Source organism: Xanthomonas floridensis (assembly GCF_001642575.1).
Taxonomy (GTDB): Bacteria; Pseudomonadota; Gammaproteobacteria; order Xanthomonadales; family Xanthomonadaceae; genus Xanthomonas; species Xanthomonas floridensis.
Genome location: NZ_LXNG01000005.1, coordinates 1 through 20,376 on the forward strand (window position 1 = coordinate 1; position 20,376 = coordinate 20,376).

The 20,376-nt window shown below is 64.7% G+C and carries 17 protein-coding genes; 11 read left to right on the forward strand and 6 right to left on the reverse strand.

Annotated features, from left to right (window positions below):
• Window positions 1-106: 106 nt before the first annotated feature.
• Both A7D17_RS23885 and A7D17_RS03495 read left to right on the forward strand, forming a co-directional pair.
• Window positions 107-610 (forward strand): hypothetical protein, encoded by a 504-nt coding sequence (locus A7D17_RS23885; RefSeq protein WP_153041887.1) that lies wholly within the window; start codon window positions 107-109, stop codon window positions 608-610.
• A gap of 87 nt (window positions 611-697) precedes the next feature.
• Window positions 698-1,099, forward strand: a complete 402-nt coding sequence (locus A7D17_RS03495; RefSeq protein ID WP_153041888.1) for a hypothetical protein — start codon at window positions 698-700, stop codon at window positions 1,097-1,099.
• A gap of 85 nt (window positions 1,100-1,184) precedes the next feature.
• On the opposite strand, the gene A7D17_RS03500 is transcribed toward A7D17_RS03495, so the two are convergent.
• Entirely contained in the window at window positions 1,185-2,243 is a 1,059-nt protein-coding gene (locus A7D17_RS03500) for an NAD(P)-dependent alcohol dehydrogenase (protein ID WP_046962776.1), read from the reverse strand.
• Window positions 2,244-2,551: 308 nt separating this feature from the next.
• Here A7D17_RS03500 and A7D17_RS03505 point away from each other — a divergent pair, with 308 nt between their 5' ends.
• The 4 genes from A7D17_RS03505 (at window position 2,552) to A7D17_RS03520 (ending at window position 7,679) form a co-directional block, all read left to right on the forward strand.
• Window positions 2,552-3,628: a glycoside hydrolase family 5 protein gene (locus tag A7D17_RS03505; protein WP_064507833.1), complete on the forward strand. Its 1,077-nt coding sequence runs from the start codon at window positions 2,552-2,554 to the stop codon at window positions 3,626-3,628.
• Window positions 3,629-4,484: 856 nt separating this feature from the next.
• Complete coding sequence (locus tag A7D17_RS03510) at window positions 4,485-5,534, forward strand: glycoside hydrolase family 5 protein (RefSeq protein WP_064507834.1); 1,050 nt, start codon at window positions 4,485-4,487, stop codon at window positions 5,532-5,534.
• Between the two features lie 360 nt (window positions 5,535-5,894).
• Complete coding sequence (locus A7D17_RS03515) at window positions 5,895-6,989, forward strand: glycoside hydrolase family 5 protein (protein ID WP_064507835.1); 1,095 nt, start codon at window positions 5,895-5,897, stop codon at window positions 6,987-6,989.
• Between the two features lie 246 nt (window positions 6,990-7,235).
• A complete protein-coding gene (locus A7D17_RS03520) occupies window positions 7,236-7,679 on the forward strand; it encodes a PepSY domain-containing protein (protein WP_064507836.1) in 444 nt (147 codons plus the stop codon).
• A gap of 310 nt (window positions 7,680-7,989) precedes the next feature.
• Here the strand turns inward: A7D17_RS03520 and A7D17_RS03525 are convergent, their stop codons facing one another.
• Together A7D17_RS03525 and A7D17_RS03530 are read right to left on the reverse strand one after the other, a co-directional pair.
• Window positions 7,990-9,801 (reverse strand): M28 family metallopeptidase, encoded by a 1,812-nt coding sequence (locus tag A7D17_RS03525; protein WP_064507837.1) that lies wholly within the window; start codon window positions 9,799-9,801, stop codon window positions 7,990-7,992.
• A gap of 55 nt (window positions 9,802-9,856) precedes the next feature.
• Window positions 9,857-10,513 (reverse strand): hypothetical protein, encoded by a 657-nt coding sequence (locus tag A7D17_RS03530; protein ID WP_064507838.1) that lies wholly within the window; start codon window positions 10,511-10,513, stop codon window positions 9,857-9,859.
• Window positions 10,514-10,646: 133 nt separating this feature from the next.
• On the opposite strand from A7D17_RS03530, the gene A7D17_RS03535 reads away from it, so the two are divergent.
• A complete protein-coding gene (locus tag A7D17_RS03535) occupies window positions 10,647-11,909 on the forward strand; it encodes a murein hydrolase activator EnvC family protein (protein WP_064507839.1) in 1,263 nt (420 codons plus the stop codon).
• A gap of 506 nt (window positions 11,910-12,415) precedes the next feature.
• Window positions 12,416-13,945: a S41 family peptidase gene (locus A7D17_RS03540; RefSeq protein ID WP_064507840.1), complete on the forward strand. Its 1,530-nt coding sequence runs from the start codon at window positions 12,416-12,418 to the stop codon at window positions 13,943-13,945.
• Between the two features lie 128 nt (window positions 13,946-14,073).
• Here the strand turns inward: A7D17_RS03540 and A7D17_RS03545 are convergent, their stop codons facing one another.
• From A7D17_RS03545 to A7D17_RS03555, 3 genes are all read right to left on the reverse strand, one after another.
• Window positions 14,074-15,060, reverse strand: a complete 987-nt coding sequence (locus tag A7D17_RS03545; protein ID WP_064507841.1) for a D-2-hydroxyacid dehydrogenase family protein — start codon at window positions 15,058-15,060, stop codon at window positions 14,074-14,076.
• Entirely contained in the window at window positions 15,060-15,380 is a 321-nt protein-coding gene (locus A7D17_RS03550) for a DUF1820 family protein (RefSeq protein ID WP_064507842.1), read from the reverse strand. Before A7D17_RS03550 ends, A7D17_RS03545 begins: the two co-directional genes overlap by 1 nt.
• 75 nt (window positions 15,381-15,455) lie before the next feature.
• Window positions 15,456-16,148 carry a rhomboid family intramembrane serine protease gene (locus A7D17_RS03555; protein ID WP_064507843.1) on the reverse strand — a complete coding sequence of 231 codons (693 nt, stop codon included), beginning with the start codon at window positions 16,146-16,148 and terminating at the stop codon, window positions 15,456-15,458.
• 218 nt (window positions 16,149-16,366) lie between these two features.
• Here A7D17_RS03555 and A7D17_RS03560 point away from each other — a divergent pair, with 218 nt between their 5' ends.
• The 3 genes from A7D17_RS03560 to A7D17_RS03570 all read left to right on the forward strand — a co-directional run bounded on the left by A7D17_RS03560 (window position 16,367) and on the right by A7D17_RS03570 (window position 20,331).
• Window positions 16,367-17,707 carry an outer membrane protein transport protein gene (locus tag A7D17_RS03560; protein ID WP_046962788.1) on the forward strand — a complete coding sequence of 447 codons (1,341 nt, stop codon included), beginning with the start codon at window positions 16,367-16,369 and terminating at the stop codon, window positions 17,705-17,707.
• Between the two features lie 551 nt (window positions 17,708-18,258).
• Window positions 18,259-18,963, forward strand: a complete 705-nt coding sequence (locus A7D17_RS03565; RefSeq protein WP_064507844.1) for a 2OG-Fe(II) oxygenase — start codon at window positions 18,259-18,261, stop codon at window positions 18,961-18,963.
• A gap of 237 nt (window positions 18,964-19,200) precedes the next feature.
• Window positions 19,201-20,331: a PA0069 family radical SAM protein gene (locus tag A7D17_RS03570; RefSeq protein ID WP_064507845.1), complete on the forward strand. Its 1,131-nt coding sequence runs from the start codon at window positions 19,201-19,203 to the stop codon at window positions 20,329-20,331.
• The last annotated feature ends 45 nt before the right edge of the window (window positions 20,332-20,376 follow it).

Here is a 20,376-nt window from a genome sequence, read left to right on the forward strand (position 1 = left end):
ACCTCGCGCCGTGTCTGCTTGCGCTTGCCGTTGTACTCCGCGTCGCCAAAGCTCAGCTGCATCGAGATCGTCCGCTCGGTTCGTTGATCCATTGTGGCAGTATCAGATGGAGTTGTTCAGACCTTCCTTAGCGATTGGGCTGGATGTTCCGCCTCGTATTCGACATTTACGCACGAACGAGCTCAAAAGTGCACGAGAGTACAGGCAGGCTGCGCTCTTTAGCCTGGGCATGTCACGTAACCTTGGAGTGCCAGTACGCTTCTGTCCCGTCGAGGCGTCTGATTATGATTTCATTGCAACCTGGGAAGAGAGAAGTACACGGCACTTTGCACCAATTCAACTCAAGGAGCTCGTTCCGGAATCACTCAACAGCTCGTCCACCATTCAGGCGATCATTGATGGCTTGACAAAATACTCTTCAAATTCACTCACTGTTGGCATATTCCTAAATCGCCAAGGCACCTTTGATCATCGGGAGCTGAGGATTCCAACTCTTCGGATCGGCGCGCTATGGTTTGTTTTCACAACAACACAAGATCAATCGCAGTGGATACTTTACGGAGATATCTTGGGCAAAGCCCACGCGACTACGTTTGAGTATCCGACGTAATCTCCTTTCCAGCTGGGGTCCGCACGTTTGGTCTTAACAAGCATCAGCACAAACCAAACCTAGACTCGGGTCGATTAGGCATGAGACATGAAGAGATTGACCTTACGTGACTTACCCAGCTCAGCTTTAACTGAATACACATCAATTTCAAAGATTGTTTATGAAAAAAACAGCTGCGTCGTGCATTTGATTGCCGCTGCCTCAAACAGGACTGTCCAAATTGTTTTCAGTGATGTTGTCGGCGTAAAGATATTGGACGAACGTGACTTCTCCGAATTCTGGCGTTGCAACATGGAATCGTTCGATGAGATAGAGGGTGCGATCGTCTCGCAGGTTCTTTCTGGCGGATGGAGCCAGCACGATGAAATACGTGAGTCGTATGTTCCAACAGGATTTTACGGCGAAGTTATGGAGTTTCTTATCGCTGACCACTATGAGTGCGTCAACGTTCTATGCACGAAGGAACCCTCTGTGCACATCGTTGGTTAACCCACCTGCGCAATAGCAAGACCTACCACCGCCTGCGCCGAACGACGACGCAGGCGGCAGCATTAAAGCCTAACGCAACAACCAATCAGGCCGCCTTATCCAGCGTCGCCATATCGATCACGAAACGGTACTTCACGTCGCTCTTGAGCATGCGCTCGTAGGCGGCGTTGATTTCGTCGGCGCGAATGGTTTCGATGTCCGAGACGATGTTGTGCTTGGCGCAGAAGTCCAGCATTTCCTGGGTCTGGCGGATGCCGCCGATCAGTGAGCCGGCCAGGGTGCGGCGCTTCATCACCAGGTTGAACACCGACGGCGAGGGGTGCGACTCCTCGGGCACGCCCACCAGCACCATCGCGCCGTCGCGCTTGAGCGCATTGAGGAACGGGTCCAGGTTGTGCGGTGCGGCCACGGTGTTGAGGATGAAGTCCAGGGTGTTGTACTGCGCCGCCATCTGCGCTTCGTCCTTGGAGATCACCACTTCGCTGGCGCCCAGGCGCATCGCATCGGCGCGCTTGCTCTCGGAGGTGGTGAACAGCACCACCGTGGCGCCCATCGCCTTGGCGATCTTCACGCCCATGTGGCCCAGGCCGCCCAGGCCAACCACGCCCACCTTCTGGCCCGGGCCCACCTTCCAGTGCGCCAGTGGCGAGTAGGTGGTGATGCCGGCGCACAGCAGCGGCGCCACGGCGGCCAGGTTGTCGGTGTGGGAGATGCGCAGCACGTACTTCTGGTCGACCACGATATGGTCGGAGTAACCGCCATAGGTGTTCTCGCCGCCGCCGAACATCGGGCCGTTATAGGTGCCGGTGAAGCCGGCTTCGCAGTACTGCTCTTCGCCTTCCTGGCAGGAGGCGCAGCTGCGGCAGCTGTCGACCATGCAGCCGACGCCGGCCAGGTCGCCCACCTTGAAGCCGGTGACGGCATCGCCCACGGCGGTGACGCGGCCGACGATCTCGTGGCCCGGCACGGACGGATACCGCGTGTTGTGCCATTCGTTGCGTGCGGTATGCAGGTCCGAGTGACACACGCCGCAGTAGGCGATCTCGATCTGGACATCGTCGGGACCCGGCGCGCGGCGTTCGAACACGAACGGGGCAAGCGGCTGGTCGGCGGCTTGGGCGGCAAAGGCGTGGGCTTGGCTCATGGGAGACTCCGGGGGGCATTGGGCCGTGCGCACGAGGCGCGAACGACGGGAAAACAGGCTTGATAGCTTAAGACAGCGACGCGTCGCGCTCGTGCGACAGTGCGTCTTACCTGTCCTCTTGCGAACGCTACCGTTGGCACAGCATGCGCCGTGCAGGTGTTTTTGCGCGATCAAATCCGTGTTGCACGCGTGAATGGCGCGCTAACGCGCGAGCTTCTAGTCTCGTCGGGTCACCTGTCGCCCTGCACCATCCCACCTGGCCGTGCCCTCCCCCCGCGGCCACCACGTCGATGCCGAAGGAGGCTTCCATGTTCCGCGCTCCCCCACAGCTTGCCCGCCTGCGTACTGCTGCGCTGGCGCTTTCCCTGCTTGCAGCGGTACCGCTGGCCTACGCCAAGGAGCCAGGCGGCCCGCACAAAACCTCTGCCGGTTTGAAATATGTCGGCGTCAATCTGTCCGGCGCGGAATTCAACTCGCGCAAGAAACCCGGCGTGTTGTTCAAGGACTACACCTACCCTGCCGCCTCGGACTTCAGCTATTTCGCCGGCAAGGGCATGAATACCATGCGGCTGCCGTTTCTGTGGGAGCGTCTGCAGCCCGCGCTCAACGGCGATCTGGATGCGACCCAGCTGGGCCTGATCAAGAAGTCGCTGGCAGCGGCCAAAGCCAACAAGCAGTTCCTGATCCTGGATCTGCACAACTACGCCAAGTACAACGGCAAGCGCATCGGTACCGACGAGGTTCCCCCCGCCGCCCTGGCCGACCTGTGGCGCCGGCTGGCGCTGGAATTCAAGGACGACAAGGCGGTGATCTTCGGGCTGATGAATGAGCCCAACGGCATTTCCGCAACCGACTGGGCCACGGCGGCGCAGGGCGCGATCAATGCAATCCGCAAGACCGGCGCAAAGAATCTCATCCTGGTACCGGGCACTGCGTACACCGGAGCGCACAGCTGGCGCAGCAGCAGCTATGGCGTCTCCAACGCCAAGGCGCTGGCCATCCTCAAGGATCCCGGCAACAACCTGGCCTTCGAAGCGCACCAGTATCTGGACAACGACTACAGCGGCACCAAGCCGCAGTGCACCAGCGACAGCGTGGGCGAAGAAAAGCTGCGCGGCTTTACCGACTGGCTGCGCGAGAACAAGCAGAAGGGCTTCCTGGGCGAATTCGGCACCGCCAACAATCCGGTCTGCGACAAGGCGCTGGAAGGCATGCTGACCTACATGGAAAACAACAGCGACGTGTGGCTGGGCTGGACCTGGTGGGCGGCCGGCGCCTGGTGGAAGCCGGATTACTTCTTCACCGTACAACCGGGCAAGGATGGCAGCGACAAGCCGCAAATGCGCATCCTGAGCAAGTACGCGCGGCGCGCCGGCAAGAACTGACACCCATGAAGTAGCAGGCACGTGCGGCAATACAGTGGCGATTGCCCGCACGTGCCGCTTGCCAGCAGTCCTGCTGTGCAGGCGTTTCGTGGGGCGGCACTGGCACACCAGATCACCCACGCCGCTGTCGTCGCGCGGCAACACACGCTGTGTAGCCTATTAGTGCTTCGGTGCTTCGGTGCTTCGGTGCTTCGGTGCTTCGGTGCTTCGGCAATCAGGCACTGGCGCCCTGGCGCCCTGGCGCATCATTGGCGCGCCGCTGTTATTTGCATCGGCAATACACCGGGACAGGCGAACCTGTTCTCGCTCGGGTATCGCAGCCATTCCGCATTCCAGGTGTGCCGATGACCGCAATGTTGTCGATCCAGCACTTGCCATCGGTGTACCGCGTCGGCCGCACTGCACTCATGAACAGGCGTCGGCACGCGTGGCAGAATCCGCACCCGCGCAGCCCGCATGCAACAGGCATCAGGCATCAGGCCACACCGTCATTCTTTCAGAGATGTCATGCGGCTCCGTGCATTGCAGCGTCACTTCGCCCTCCTTGCTGGTGCGCTCGCGTGCTGAAATGCAGGCGCACTTGCTGGCACTCACCGACGCCAGCGATCACCTGCAGTGCATTGAATGCGATGCGAAGTTGCAGCGGACAACATCGGCATGCTCGTCGTTTGCGATAGACGCATTGCATCGACCACGGCCAATCCGGACTGCGAAGTCGGGCACAGCTTGATCCAGTGATACCTCGCATCCGTAGTTGTGCGTGACATATGCGCATACGCTGATGGCGATGCGTTGTGTTGCCGAGCGAAAGGCAGCTGTAACGCATCTCCCCCGCAGATGCTTTAGGAGTTCCCCCATGTTCCCCTCCCCCACCTGGCCGCGCCAGCTGCTGTGCTGTGCGCTATTGCTACTGTTTGTGGCCGCGCTTCCGCAGGCGCAGGCCCAAAGCGGTGCACTGCGCTATGCAGGCATCAATCTTTCCGGCGCAGAAATCGCCTCAGCCAAGCGCCCTGGCATCATCAATGTCGACTATCGCTATCCCGCTGCCAGCGAGTACCAGCACTTCGCCGATACCGGCATGAACGTGGTGCGTTTGCCCATCGCCTGGGAACGCCTGCAACCCAAGGCCCAGGGCGAACTCGATCCCGCGCAGCTGGCATTGATTCGGCAGGCAGTGGCCAACGCCAGGGCCGCCAGGATGGTGTTGATCCTGGATATCCATAACTACGCGAAGTATTACGGCCAGAAGATCGGGACCTCGCGCGTGCCGATCAAGACCTTCACCGATCTCTGGCGACGCCTGGCGGTGGCGTTCAAGAGCGATAACGCGGTGATGTTCGGGCTGATGAACGAGCCCTACGACATCGCTCCGCAAAACTGGGCTGCCGCCGCGCAAGCGTCGATCGACAGCATTCGCGCCACCGGTGCCAACAACGTCATCCTGGTGCCCGGCGCGCTCTGGTCCGGCGCACATAGTTGGTACTCCACCATTGCCGGTCAATCCAACGCCGTTGCGCTGGCCACTATTCGAGATCCGCTCAACCGCTACGCCATCGAAGTGCACCAGTACCTGGACGCCGATTCCAGCGGCACCAGCGCCGGATGCGTCAGTGCCACCATCGGTTCGGAACGTCTGCGCAGTTTCACCGGCTGGCTGCGTAGCCAGCGCAAACGTGGATTTCTCGGTGAATTCGGCGCTTCCAGCAACCCGACATGCATGCGTGCACTGGACGACATGCTGCGCTACCTGGAAGCCAATCGCGATGTCTGGGTGGGCTCCAGCGTGTGGGCGGCCGGTGCGTGGTGGCGCGCCGATTACCCTTTCACGCTACAGCCCGATGCAAACGGACGCGACAAACCGCAGCTGTCCATCCTGAGTGCGCACGCGCGCCGTATCACGCGCTGATCCCACGCAACTCCAGATGTCCCAGCGATGCCGTCTTGCGACGGCATCGCTGTTTAGGGAGTGCGCGACCGATGCGCCACTGGAATGGCGCCACGCAACTGGCACAACGCCCCGCGACGCCAGCATGTCGGCGCATTCGGCATGTTGTCGAAATCACGCAGCCTTTGAGACAGACGTGATAGGCCGAAATGAACGTGCTCAACCGCCGTAAGTGTGCAGTGGGTTGCACTTCTGACGCGGTTCATCGCAGTGGTGTCCTTTGGCACACGTGATGCATCGCAACAGGCAGATGCAGCGCACCTTGCGCCGATCGCGCGCCAACGGGGCGGCGATGCATCTTCCCCGTCCAGGAGTTGCTTCATGTCACGTCTCTCTTTTTCACTGCGCCATCTCGCCGCATGCGCCTTGTGTGTCCTGTTACTGGCCGGGCAATCTGCCCACGCGCAGACGCGCGCGCTTACCTACGCCGGCGTCAATCTCTCCGGTGCCGAATTCGCATCCTCGAAAAAACCAGGCGTGCTTAACAAGGATTACATGTACGCCTCGGCGAGCGACTACACCTATTTCGCCGGCGTTGGCATGAATACCATCCGCCTGCCCATCCTCTGGGAGCGTCTGCAACCCAGCGCGCGTGGCGAGCTGGATCCTGCGCAGCTGGCATTGCTGCAACAGGCGGTGGCGCGTGCCAAGGCCTCCGGCATGTATCTGGTGATCGATATCCATAACTATGCCAAGTACTACGGCTACAGGATCGGCGGGCCGGAAGTCCCGGTCGCCACGTTTACCGATCTCTGGCGTCGCCTTGCACTGGCTTTCAATAGCGACAACGCAGTGATTTTCGGGCTGATGAATGAGCCCAACAACATCTCGTCCGGCGAATGGGCCGCAACTGCGCAGGCCGCCATCGATGCAATCCGCAGGACCGGTGCCAACAATCTGATCCTGGTGCCCGGCGCGCTATGGACCGGTGCGCACAGTTGGTATTCGCCCACCAGCGACGGTCAGTCCAACGCCACCGCGCTGGCATCGATCAACGACCCGCTCAACCACTACGCGTTCGAGGTGCATCAGTATCTGGATGCCGATTCCAGCGGTACCAGCAGCGTCTGCGTCAGCGCCACCATCGGCGCGGAGCGTCTGCGCAGCTTTACCGAATGGCTACGCGCCAATCGCAAGCGCGGCTTTCTCGGTGAGTTCGGCACCGCGCACAACGCGGTCTGTAATACCGCGCTGCAAGGCATGCTGAGCTACATGGAGAGCAATGCCGATGTGTGGATGGGCTGGACATGGTGGGCGGCGGGTTCATGGTGGAACCTGTCGTATGCCTACAACGTGCATCCGAACAAGGACGGCACCGACAAACCACAGATGACGATCCTGTCACCGCAGGCCACACGCGCGACACGTGCACCTGCCGCTGCCGCAGCACGCACACCTGCTGCAAAAACCCGCTGAGAGCATTTCGTCGGATGGGTTGAACAAGCCGCCGCAGGGCGGCTTGTTTGCGTCTGGTGATACTCAGTGCATCCACTGGAGTGACACTGCGCCGCAACGTACAGGGTGAATCCCCGATGGACGGTGGCCGCCGGATGCACGGCACCTTCAGTTAGCTGAACTCTGGGTGCCGCCCCGGCGATTTCTTCACCCTTTCACGATACTGGCGCGGCCAGCATGGCTCCACTTCAACAGCAGGAGCCTCTCATGGCACATCGCATGATGACCACCGCATTGATCGGCGCGTTGACACTGGCCTCGCACGGCGCGTTCGCACAGGACGCGGCCAAGCCGGCGAAGGCGCTGACCTCCACCGAAGTCACCAGCATGCTGACCGCCAAGGGCTACACCAAGGTGCACGACGTCAAGTTCGAGCATGGCGTGTGGACCGCCGATGCGCGTAGTGGCGACGGCAAGGATGTAGACGTGCACATCGATCCGGTGACCGGCCGCGTGTACGGCGATCAGACCACCTCGCGCCTGAGCGAGGCCGATGTGCGCGCAGCGCTGTCCACCGGCGGCTATAGCGATGTGCACGACCTCAAGTTCAAAGACGGGTTGTGGAAGGCCGATGCCAAGCGCAATGGACAGGAGGTCGAGCTGCATGTCGATCCGGACGATGGCCATGTTGTCAGCGTCGACGGCGATTGAGCACGACGGGATCGTGCCCGGACGCTGAGTGCGTGAGGCATTACCGCTAACGCTCGGGTGCTGCGATTGACCTGCCACGATGCGATGGATGGATGTACGCCTGCCGACGCAGCCCCGTATCCATTGCGCGGTGGCGTGCGTACTACCGGCATCGCCTGGCGACCAGCCAATGCGTCACACCATCCCGGAAACGCAAAGGGGCCTCCAATCGGAGGCCCCTTTGCGTGACGCATCACCACTCACCACCGGCTACGCGAACTGTTTTCAGGGCTGCGCCGCCACAGTCGCGGCGGCGGCGCATCCACAAGCGTCAGCGCGCGGATGCGGCCTTTTTCGTTTCCGCAGCCTTGCCGTTGATGGCGCCAGATTCGCCGTCGGCCGGCTGCGCCGTGGTCGCAGTGGCGGCTGGTTTGCCGGCCATCATGCGGTCGCGCGCGGCCTTGAACGGATTGCCTGCATACCAGTTCGGCCAGCGTCCACCCACTGCCACTTCCTTGCCCACGCTGTACATCGCCTGCAGGTCTTCGATGGTGCCGTCCAGTTTCCAGGTGGCTGCATCGTATTGGTCGCCGGGTGCATGGTAGCGATGGCGGCCGTAGTCCTCGGCCGCTGCACGCCCGGCCGCGGTACCGCCGTCGCGCAGGTCTTCCCCGCCGTCGGCATATAGCGCCGGCACGCCGGCCTTGGCGAAGTTGAAGTGGTCCGAGCGGAAATATGAGCCGCTTTCCGGCGTGGCCTCGGCGTGCAGCGTGCGGCCCTGCATCGCGGCGATCGGCTTGAGGATGTCCTCCAGCTCCGAACTGCCCATGCCCACCACGGTCATGTCGCGCGCGCGGCCGGCCACCGACATCGCATCGATGTTGATCACCGCGGCGATCTTGTCCAGCGGGAAGCTCGGGTTGGCGACGTAATACTTGGAGCCGAGCAGGCCGGATTCTTCCAGGGTCACCGCCACGAACACCACCGACCGCTCCGGCTTGGGGTCCTGATGCGCGAATGCATCGGCGATTTCCAGGATGCCGGCCACGCCGGTGGCGTTGTCCACCGCGCCGTTGTAGATGTTGTCGCCGCTCTCGCCCGGGTGCTTGCCCAGGTGATCCCAGTGCGCCATGTACAGCACCGCCTCGTCGGCATGACTGGTGCCCGGCAGCACGCCGACCACGTTGCGCGAAGTCTTTTCAGCGATGCTGCTCTTCAGGTCCACCGACCAGCTGGCCTTTAGCGGCACCGGCTTGAAGCCGCGCTTGCCGGCATCCTTGTAGGCCTGCGCCAGGTCCAGCCCGGCGTTGGCGAACAGCTGCTTGGCGGTGTCGGCGCTGATCCAGCCCTGCACCGGCAGGCGCGGGTCCGGGTCGTCCTTGGCCGGCAGATCGTATTGCGGGCCGGACCAGGAATTCTTGACCACATCCCAGCCGTAACTGGCGCCGGGCGTGTCGTGCACGATCAACGCCGCCGCTGCGCCCTTGCGCGCGGCTTCTTCGAATTTGTAGGTCCAGCGCCCGTAGTAAGTCATGCGCTTGCCGTCGAACAGCTTGGGGTCATTGCTGTGGAAGCCGGGGTCGTTGACGAACATCACCACCGTCTTGCCCTTCCAGTCCTGGCCGGCGTAATCGTTCCACTGCTGCTCGGGCGCATCCACGCCGTAGCCGACGAAGACCAGTTCGCTGTTGTCCAGCTTGATCTCCGGCTGGCCGGTGCGCGTGCCCACTACGATGTCGGTGCCGAAGGCGAGGGTGCGGGTCTGCTCGCCGCTGCGCAGGCTGGGCGCGGTAGCCGCATCGGCGGTGGTTTCCACCATCGGCACGTCCTGGAACCAGCTGTCGCCATTGCCCGGCTGCAAGCCGATGCGCTGCATCTGGTCGCGGATGTAGGTGACGGTCTTTTCCTCGCCGGGCGTGCCCGGGCCGCGCCCTTCGAACGCATCCGAGGCCAGCGTCTTGACCAGCTCGGCGAAGTCGCCGCTGGTCAACTCCGGCGAGAACGCGTGCCGGCTGACCGGAGCGTTGGGCGCGACATCGGCTGGCGTCTGCGTCACCGGGGTGGCCGGCGCCTCGGCCGATTCGCGCTTGCAACCGGCCACGGCCAGGGTCGCAGCCAGGCACAACAGGATCTTGCGGGGCATCGGAACTCCTCGTGCAACGGAGTTCCGATCTTAGAGCGTCCGTGTGGTGAGCGCGTCAGTCCTTGGGCGCCACGTCGCTGTCGAAGCTGCGGGCGGTGGCTCCGCTGACCGCACCGATTCTGGCGCTGCGGTGCACATACAGGTCCACCTCGCGCTCGAAACGCAGCGGGCCGTCGATCACCGCCTTGGGGCCGATCACCACGCGCGGCTTGCGCGCCGGCTTGAACGAAAAACCGAAGTTCGGCTTGGTCACCGTGATGCCGCCATGCACATGCGAGCCCACCCCGACGGTGATGTCGCCATTGACCGTCTCGATGCCTTTGCCGAGCTCGGTTTCCACCAGGCCGACACTGCCGTTAACGGTTTCCACGCCGCCACTGACCTGGCTGCCGCGCTCCACCAGCACGCTGCCGTTGACCGTTTCCAGCCCGCCGGACACGGTCACCTTCTGGCCCAGGGAGATCGCGCCGTTGACCGTGGACACACCGCCGGTGCGTGCGCCGTTGCCGATCTGGATACCCCCGTTGACGGTTTCCACGTCCTTGGTCTGCGCGCCGGCGCCGACCTCGATGGACCCGTTGACGGTCTCCAGGTCGCCATACACCTTGCCGGCTTCGGCACTGATGCGGCCATTGACCTTGCTGATGTCGTCGTCGGCCCAGGCGCTCGCGCTGGCCAGGAACAATGTCAGAAGAAAAACGTGGGGCTTCATGCTGAACCTCGCGCGGTAGCGGCAGTCTGGGACGTGGCGGCGATCACACCATGGGTGGCTACAATCGCGCACCTGCCTGAAGTCACTGGATCTTTCGTTGGCCTCTTCGCCCGCACCGCTGCCGCGCCCACCATTGGCCTTCGTCACCGGCCGTGGCCGCGCGTGGCTGGCCGCTGCCGCGTTGGCGTGCTCGCTGCTGGGCAGCGCCGGCGCGGCGGCGCAGAGCCAGCGCGAGACCGAGCGCAAGCTGCAGCAGCTGCGCGATGAGCTCAAGACCATCAGCGCCGACCGGCGCGAGCTGGAAGGCAAGCGCGGCACCGCGGCCCAGCAACTGCGCCAGGCCGACGAAAAGGTCGCCAGGACCGCGCGTGCCCTGAGCGAAACCGAGGCGGCGATGCGCGCACAGGAACAGCATCTGTCCACGCTGCAGCAGGACCGTGCGCAATTACAGCGTGGCCTGCAGAACCAGCGCGCGCAGCTGGCCGCATTGTTGCGCGCCGCCGACCAGGTGGGCCGCAACGCACCGTTGAAGGTCTTGCTGTCGCAGGACACCGTGGGCGATGCCACGCGCATGCTCGCCGATCACCGCTATGTGCAGAACGCACGCGCGCAGCGGATCCATGCGCTGACCACGCAACTGGATGCACTGGCCAAGGTGGAACAGGACATCGCCACCCGGCGCCAGGCACTGGATGCCGCGCGCGCGCAGCAGAAGGCACAAGCCGCCACCTTGCAGAAAGACCGTTCGCAGCAGGCGGCTACCGTCGCGCAACTGGACGACCGCTACAAACAACGTGCCGAGCGCGAAAAGGCGCTGGGCCAGGATGCCAAGTCGCTGGAGCAATTGCTCGCCAATCTGCGTGCGGCCGCGGCCAAGGCCGAAGCCGAACGCCGCGCGGCTGCAAAGCGCGCCGCCGCCGAGGCCGCTGCGCAGGCCAAACGCGGCAAGACCGATCGCCCGGAGCGTGCCGGCAAAACCCCGCCCAAGGTCATCGCCAGCGCACCTGCACCCAAGGTCGGTGGGCTCAGCTGGCCGGTGTCGGGCAATCTGCTGGCACGCTTCAATGCCACCTTGCCCGATGGGCACACCAGCAAGGGCGTGCTGATCGGCGCCCCCAAGGGCAGCACGGTCACTGCGGTGGCCGACGGCACGGTGGTGTTTTCCGACTGGATGACCGGCTACGGCATGATCCTGATCGTGGACCACGGCAACGGCTACATGAGTCTGTACGCGCACAACGACACCTTGCTGCGCGATGCCGGCACGGCGATCAAGCGCGGCGAAGCAGTGGCCAAGGTCGGCAGTTCGGGCGGGCAGGGCGTGCCGGCGCTGTACTTCGAATTGCGGCGCAATGGGCAGCCCGTCGACCCGTCGAGCTGGTTGCAGCGGCGTTGACGCTGCCCAGTGGTGCGCCTGTGCCGACGCGGCGCATCGCATGGTGCGCGCCTGCGCTGCAGCGCGGTGACGCAGTGGTCGATCAGCGTCGGGGGTTCTCGGCCAGCGTCAGGTCATCGCATGGACCAGGCATTGTTCGCCAGTGCGTGGCAGCGGTATGCCACGGATGCAGCCTGTCTGGCCGCTGCGAGAGACCGACCGATCCGCGTGAACCTGCCGCGCCGTGGTGTCCGCCAACACACGGGGCAGTGCGTGAGGCCGCGTTCGATCGCTGACCCCACGGATGCAGCCAGACACCCATGCGCTGCACGCAGGCAGCAGGCCGCTGGCAGGTGCCTGCCTTCGCCCGGGCATCACGCACCCAACGTCCAAGCCGCCTGCCAGCTGGCCGCCACCGAACTGCCGCTGCCAGCTGCGCGCGATTCAACGCGGATTTACCGCTGCTTCGCGCATAATCCGGTCAGCTCCGTCGTGCGGGGCGTCTTGTCTCTTTGCCGGAGTGCTTCATGCGCGTAGCCGTCCTGTCCGTTGCCCTGTCGCTGGCCTTGTTCGCGTCGCCTGGTTGGGCGCAGACCGCCCGTCCCGCCGCCGCCCAGGCCACTGCGGACGACCCGGAAGCCAATGAAGCCGCCGTCTCCAAGGTGCCGCTGGACGAAATCCGCCGCTTCGTGGCGGTGTACAACGCGGTCAAGCAGGCCTACGTCGACCCGGTCGAAGACAAGAAGCTGATGCACGCAGCCGTACGCGGCCTGCTCTCGGACCTGGATCCGCACAGCACCTATTTCGACAAGGAAGACGCCGAAGCCTTCGACGAGCAGGCCACCGGCGCCTACGACGGCATCGGCGTGGAGCTGCTGCAGCAACAGGACAACACGCTCAAGGTGATCGCGCCGATCGACGACACCCCGGCCGCGCGTGCCGGCATTCGCGCAGGCGATGTGATCGTGGCCATCGACGGCAAGCCGATCGATGCCAGCAAGGCGATGGAACCGCTGCGCGGCGAATCCGGCAGCAAGGTCACCTTGACCATCGTGCGCGACAAGGCGCCCAAGCCTTTCGATGTGACCCTGCAGCGCCAGACCATCCGCGTGGCCAGCGTGCGCAGCAAGTTGCTGGAGCCGGGCTATGGCTACATCCGCATCAGCACCTTCCAGGCCGATACCGGAGCCGATTTCCAGAAGAACCTCAAGCAGCTGCAGGCCGGCGGAAAACTGCGCGGACTGGTGCTGGATCTGCGCAGCAACCCGGGCGGGCTGCTGACCTCGGCGGTGCAGGTGGCCGACGATCTGCTGGACAAGGGCAACATCGTCAGCACCCGCGGGCGCATCTCCATCAGCGATGCCAAGTTCGATGCCACCCCGGGCGACCTGCTCGGCGGCGCACCGGTGGTGGTGCTGGTGGACGCCGGCTCGGCCAGCGCATCGGAAGTGCTGGCCGGCGCGCTGCGCGACAACCAGCGCGCGCGCATCATCGGCAGCCGCACCTTCGGCAAGGGCTCGGTGCAGACCGTGCTGCCGCTGGACAACGGCGACTCGGTCAAGCTCACCACTGCGCGCTACTACACGCCCAGCGGCAAGTCGATCCAGGCCAGCGGCATCGTGCCGGAAGTTCAGCTGATGCCCGAACCGCAGCCGGGCGATGCGGATGTGCCGGCCAGCCTGGCCGACTACAGCGAAGCCACCTTGCCGGGCCATCTGCGTGGCGATGACGAAGGCGAGGAGGGCTACAGCGCCGGCGACGTGCTGCCGGGCGATGGTCCGATTGCCGCGGCCCTGTCCGAACTCAAGCAGCCCGGCTCTGCCGCCAAGGCGCAAGCCGCGCTGAAGGCCAAGGCCCAGGCGGCACAGAAAGCAAAGGCCGCCGCCAAGCCTGCAACCGAGGCGAAGCCGGCGGCAGCGCGTCCGGCGGCACCCGACAAGGCCAAACCGGCCGCACCGGGCGAGAAGCAACAGCCCGCCACACCCGCCGAACCGGCACCGCCTGCACAACCGGCGGCTGCGACGGACAAGCCGGCGGCGACCGAGCCTGCGAAGTAAGCCGGGTCATTGGCTGGCGCGCGCAGTGGTGAGGTAAGGACGGGTGGCGCAAAGGACCGCGGTGTCGCCTGGATACCAGCGGGGCGGGGAGCAGCTGCGTCATACCCGGCCAGCCGCGCAATCAAGTGCTAACGCGCCACACCCAGTGCGTCAGGATTGACCAGATTGCGCGGTGCGCCAGCGGCGAACGCCAGCACGTTGTCGAACGCGGCCTCGAAATACTGCTCGTAGCTGTCGCGCTCCACATAGCCCAGATGCGGCGTGGCCAGCACGCGCGGATGCTGCAGCAGGGCATCGCGCGCATCGAGCACGGGCTCGCGCTCGAAGACATCCACGGCCGCCTGCGCAGGCCGGCCGGTCTCCAGCGCGGCCAGCAAGGCACCGGGAGCGATCAGTTCGGCGCGGCTGGTGTTGACCAGCAAGGCATCGGTGCGCATGCGCGCCAGATCCTGCACGGTGACCTGGTGGCGGGTCTGCGCGGTCAGCCGGCGATGCAGCGACAGCACATCGCTGCGTTCGAACAAGGCCTCGCGGCTGTCGGCGATGGCGAACCCATCGCGCGCCGCCTGCGCGCACGATGCTTCGCCGCCCCACACCAGCACCTGCATGCCGAATGCGCGCCCGAATTGCGCCGCGCGTTGGCCGATGCGTCCGTAGCTCCAGATGCCCAATGTGCGCCCATGCAGCACGCGGCCCAGCCCGGGATCGCCAAGCGCCTGCCAGCGGCCCTGATGCAGGGCCCGCTGGTAGTCGCGCAGGCGACGGCTGGCCGACAGGATCAGCGCCCAGGTCAGTTCGGCCGGCGCCACCGGCGAGCCCACGCCTTCGGCCACCGCCACGCCGAACTGCGTGCAGGCAGCCACGTCCACATGCGCGCCGACGCGCCCGGTCTGGCTGATCAACCTGAGCCGTGGCAACCGCCGCAGCAGCGTGGCATCCACGCGCGTGCGCTCGCGGATCAGCACCAGCGCATCGGCTTCGACCAGGCGCTCGGCCCATTCGTTGGGATCGGTGGCCAGCGCGCCGAGGACCTGCACGTCATGCCCCTGCAAGCGCTGCAGGCAGTGCAGCTGACGCACGGCGCCCTGGTAGTCGTCGGGCACCACAATGCGCATCAGCGTGGCTTGCCCGGCAGCGGGAAGGGGGTAACCACCTTGTCGCCGGTGGCCGCATCGCGGATCACCGACTGGCCCTTCTTTTCCACCTCTTCGATGCGCACGATGCTCTGCATCGGCAAGTGCAGGGTTCGGGTATTGCCGAACTCCTCGCGCAGGCGTTCTTCGGTGGGGTCTACCACCAGCCCATCGTGCACATCGAACACCAGTTCGCCAATCTGGTTGAAGCCCCACAGATGGCTGCCGGTCACTTCGCGTGCGTAGAGCTCATACACCTTGCCGTGATTGAGGAAGGTGACTTTGTACAAAGGCTTGACCATGCGCCGATTATAGGCGCGCCAGTGCAGTGGACGCAGCGCGCACACGACTTGGCACGCGCATGCAGTCGCGCCGCGCTAGAACCCGTGCCGCTTGCGCAGGCGCCGGGCGATGGCCGCGCGCACATACAGCCCATAGACGATGCCGAACACGAAGCCGGCGATATGTGCCGACCACGCCACCATGCCGAACGCCGGGCCGATATAGGCGAACACCACCTGCAGCAGTGCCCAGGCACCGATCAGCAGCGGCGCCGGCACCCGGATGAACTCCAGGAACAGCCCCAGCGGCAGCACGACCCCCAGCTTGGCGCCGGGAAACAACGCCAGGTAGGTACCGATCAAGGCCGATACCGCGCCCGAGGCGCCGATGATCACCCGGTCGGGCGTGCCGATCGCAAAGATCGCCGCCAGGTTGGACGCCGCGCCGCCCACCAGGAACAGCAACAGCAGCCGCCACGGCCCCAGGATGCGTTCGGCCGGCAATCCGAAGATCAGCAGGAACACCAGGTTGCCGAGCAGGTGCGACCAATCGGCGTGCAGGAACAGCGCCGTGAACAGCCGCAGCACGCTGCCGTCGCGCAGCGTCGCCCACCAGTCGCCCAGGTTGGACACGCCGCTGGACAGCGCGCCCCAGTCCAGCCACAGCGTATTGCGCGCCTCGCCCGGCCGGCTGATCGACCACAGGTAGGCCAGCCACACCGTGGCGAACAACAGCGGCACCGCCCAGCGCCGGGTGGGTTTCTTGCGGGAGGGGAGGGAGACGAACATCGGAGTCGCACAATAGCCGGTCCACGGGCCTGAACCCAGCCCCAATCCAGCCGCGCGTTCAGGACTAAAGTCGTTATTGTTCGGTTAATCGTGGTGGGTATACTGCGTACGGCGTCGTATGTCGGGGGGGGGTCTCCGGCGCGCTCCAGGCACTGGATTGGTGCTGGGCGCGGGCGCTGAACCGACCATTGCAGTCTTTATCCGGAGAGCTACAACTCATGTCTACCGCTTCCACTCTCAGCCGCGCCACCCTGCTGGCCGTTGGTATCGCTGGCGTTCTGGCCGTTGGCCAGGCACACGGCGCCGCATTCCAGCTGAAGGAAAACAGCGCCAAGGGCCTCGGCCGCGCGTTCGCAGGTTCGGGCAGCGCCCCGGACGACGCCTCCATCATCGCCAATAACCCGGCCGGCATGCGCCAGCTGGACGGCCGCCTGTTCCAGGCCGACGTCAGCGCCATCAGCTTCTCGGCCAAGTTCGATCCCGAAACCGCCAACTATGCCAACGGCGCCCCGGTCTCCGGCGGCAATGGCGGCGACGCCGGCATGATCGCGCCGGTTCCGGCCATGTATTTCCATGTGCCGTTCGGCGAAAACAACAACATGCATCTGGGCACCTCGCTCACCGTGCCGTTCGGCTTCAAGACCGAATACGACCGTGACTGGGCCGGCCGTTATCACGGCACCAAGACCGAGCTGCAGGCAATCGACTTCAACGTCGCCTTCTCCTACGACGTGAACCCGTACGTGTCATTCGGCGCTTCGGTGTTCGCCGAGCGTCTGGACATCGACCTGGCCAACGCCGTGGACTTCGGCAGCATCCTGGCTGCGCGCCGCGTGCCGGGCTTCGCGCCGGGCAGCGCCGACGGCTACTCGCGCATCAAGGGCGACAGCACCGAAGTGGGCTTCACCCTCGGTGGCTTGTTCAGCATCGACGAGAACACCCACATCGGCTTCAGCTACCGCTCGGAAGTGGAGCACAAGATCACCGACGGCACCGCCGACTTCACCACTCCGCCTAACGCCGCTGCCGTGCTGGGCGTTGCCGCACCGGGCACCTTCGTCGACACCAAGGGCCGCGCCACCGTCAAGCTGCCTGCCAGCGCCACCGCCAGCTTCACGCACAACGTGAACGAGCAGTGGTCGATCATGGCCGACGTCACCCGCACCGCCTGGAGCAAGTTCGACCAGGTGACCGTGGACTTCGCGTCCAATCAGCCCGACAGCGTGCTGGACTTCTCCTACCGCGACACCACCTTCGCATCGATCGGTGCCGACTACCGCATGAGCGACACGCTGACCCTGCGTGGCGGCCTGGCCTACGACCAGACCCCGACCACCGCCGAGCACCGCGACGTGCGCGTGCCCGATGCGAGCCGCAAGTGGGTCTCGCTGGGTCTGAGCTGGCGTCCGTCGCAGCAGGCCGAATACAACTTCGGTTACACCCACCTGTTCACCAGCGACCCGACCAGCGACACCCGCAGCGCCACCGGCGACCGCCTGGCAGGTAGCTACAACGTCAAGGGCGACGTGCTGGCCGCTTCGATCAACTACAAGTTCTGATCGTCGCACCACCACGCACTGCACACTGAAAAACCCCGCTTCGGCGGGGTTTTTCTTTGCACTGCGCCGGATTGCGTCGCGTATTGGCGCCATGCGCGGCAGTGCGGGCACGCAGTCGCGACGAGTGTGGCGCATGTGTCATGGATCGGAACAGCCGCGAGCACACGGCCGACCGGCCAACCTGCGGAGTGCGAGTGCGAGTGCGAGTGCGGCGTGCATTGAACGGCAGAACCACCTGCGACTGCACGCGGCTCGAGCTGTGCGCAGTGCGAGACCGCTGCAGAATGTGTCGTGCAGAACGCTCGCTTGCACTGGTTAGGCCACGTGCCTGCCCAGCGGCGCGTGCCTGCTGCAACACCGGCCGCCGTCGCGACGCACGATGGCATGCATCGCCGCCGTTACGATGCGATCGATCGCGCATTGGGCACAGCACATGCGCGGTGTGGACGTACGAGATGCCGTTGAGACGCGACGCCAAGCGCCAGGCAGTGCCGGTTGCGCCACGCGGTAGGGGCCGTGCAGGCCAGGCGACAGATTGCTATGGTCGGCGCATGAGCCAACCCGACTTCATCCAGATCACCGACAACGCCATCCCGGCCAGCGATTGTGCGGCCATCGTGCAACGCATGCGCGACAGCCAGCAGCTGCATCCGGGCCGAATCGGCGGCGGCGTGTTTCCCGAGCTCAAACACAGCCGCGATTTGCGCATCAGCGGCGTGGACGCATGGGCCGCGGTGGAAGGCCGCCTGCAGCAGGCTGTTTTCGACGGCGTGCTGACCTATCTGCGGACCTATCCACAAGCGCTGATTTCTCCGTTGATGCTGCAGGTCACCACCGCCGACGGCACACCGCACCGGCTGGTGGCCGAGGACATCGTGCAGATGAGCGACCAGGCGCTGGGCGATCTGGCCCGCACCTGCCTGCGCCCGGGCGCGATCAACCTGCAGTGGTACGCCGCCGATCAAGGCGGCTACCCGTACTGGCATTGCGAGTTGTACCCACGCGACGCCAGTGCCGACACGCTGCACCGGCATTTGTTGTGGACGCTGTACCTCAACGACGCGTTCGAACAGGGCGAAACCGAATTCCTGTTCCAGCAACGCAAGGCCCGCCCGCGCACCGGCAGCCTGCTGATCGCTCCCACCGCCTTCACCCACACCCACCGCGGCAACCGCCCGGTCGGCGGCGACAAGTTCATTGCCACCAGCTGGATCCTGTTTCAGTCGGCGCAGGTGCTGTATGGAGCTGAGCTGTGATTCGGGAGTCGGGATTGGGGATTGGTTAACGGCCGGTTGGTCGGCGGCTCCGGCTTGGCCGCTTGAGTCCTTGGTCCTGGTGGGCGGTGCGCTTTAAGCGCTGATCGGCGGTGCGGGCTGGCTGTGTTTCGCAGGCACGTTTTGAGCGGCAGGGGGGTGGTCGTGCGCCTCTGTGCTGATATGACCATTTCCATTGCTGTGCTTGCTGCGCGGGTTGTTAGCATTAATACTAACGACATGCCTACCAAGAATTCTCAAGCGGGCGCCAGCGGCGGGGCCGATCGGGATGTTCGCAGTTCGCGGACGGTGATCAAGGGGCGCGGCACCACGTCCTACGTGCCGGGACGCTTTTCGGTCACCACCGCCAGCGAGATCGATGATGGCTGGGGCACGGTCGAGGCCGAGGCCGACACCGCTGTGCGTCCCAAAACGGTGGTGACCGAGGAGGTCGCGCGCAGCATCATCAGCCGCAACGCTTCGCCCGACATCGGGTTTTCGCAGTCGGTGAATCCCTACCGCGGCTGTGAGCACGGCTGCGTCTACTGCTTCGCCAGGCCATCGCACGCCTATCTAGATCTGTCGCCCGGGCTGGATTTCGAGACGCGGATCTTTGCCAAGCCCAACGCTGCAGCGCTGCTGCGTGCGGAGATCGCCCGCCCGTCCTACCAGTGCTCGCCGATTGCGTTGGGCATCAATACCGACGCCTACCAACCTGCCGAACGGCGGCATGGCATTTCCCGGCAATGCCTGGAGGTCCTCGCCGAGGCTCGGCACCCGGTGAGCTTCGTGACCAAGGCGGCCTTGATCGAACGCGACATCGATGTGCTTGCCGAGATGGCCCAGCACAACCTGGTGTCGGTGTATTTCTCGGTGACCACGCTCGACAATCGGTTGGCAGCGAAGATGGAGCCGCGCGCGGCGGCGCCGCATGCACGGCTGCGCGCAATGCGCGCGTTGCACGCCGCCGGCGTGCCGGTGGGCGTGCTGGTGGCTCCAGTGATCCCGATGATCAACGACACCGAACTTGAGCGCATTCTGGAAGCGGCCAGCGCGCATGGCGCACGCTCGGCCGGCTATGTGGTGCTGCGCCTGCCGCACGAGCTCACCCAGCTATGGCGCGAATGGCTCGAGCTGCATTATCCGGATCGCGCCAGACACGTCATGAGCCTGATCCGGCAAATGCGCGGCGGCAAGGACTATGACAGCCGCTTCGGCCAACGCATGGTCGGCGAGGGCCCGTTTGCGGAGCTGATCGCGCAACGCTTTTCCATCGCGTATCGGCGCCTTGGATTCGGGCGACTGCCAAGGCTCGATACCAGCCAGTTCCATGCGCCCAGGCCGCAGACACCGCAGCTGGCGCTGTTTTGATACCGCTCGGTGTGCGCTTGCACGCGCCACGCCGCAATGCCGGCC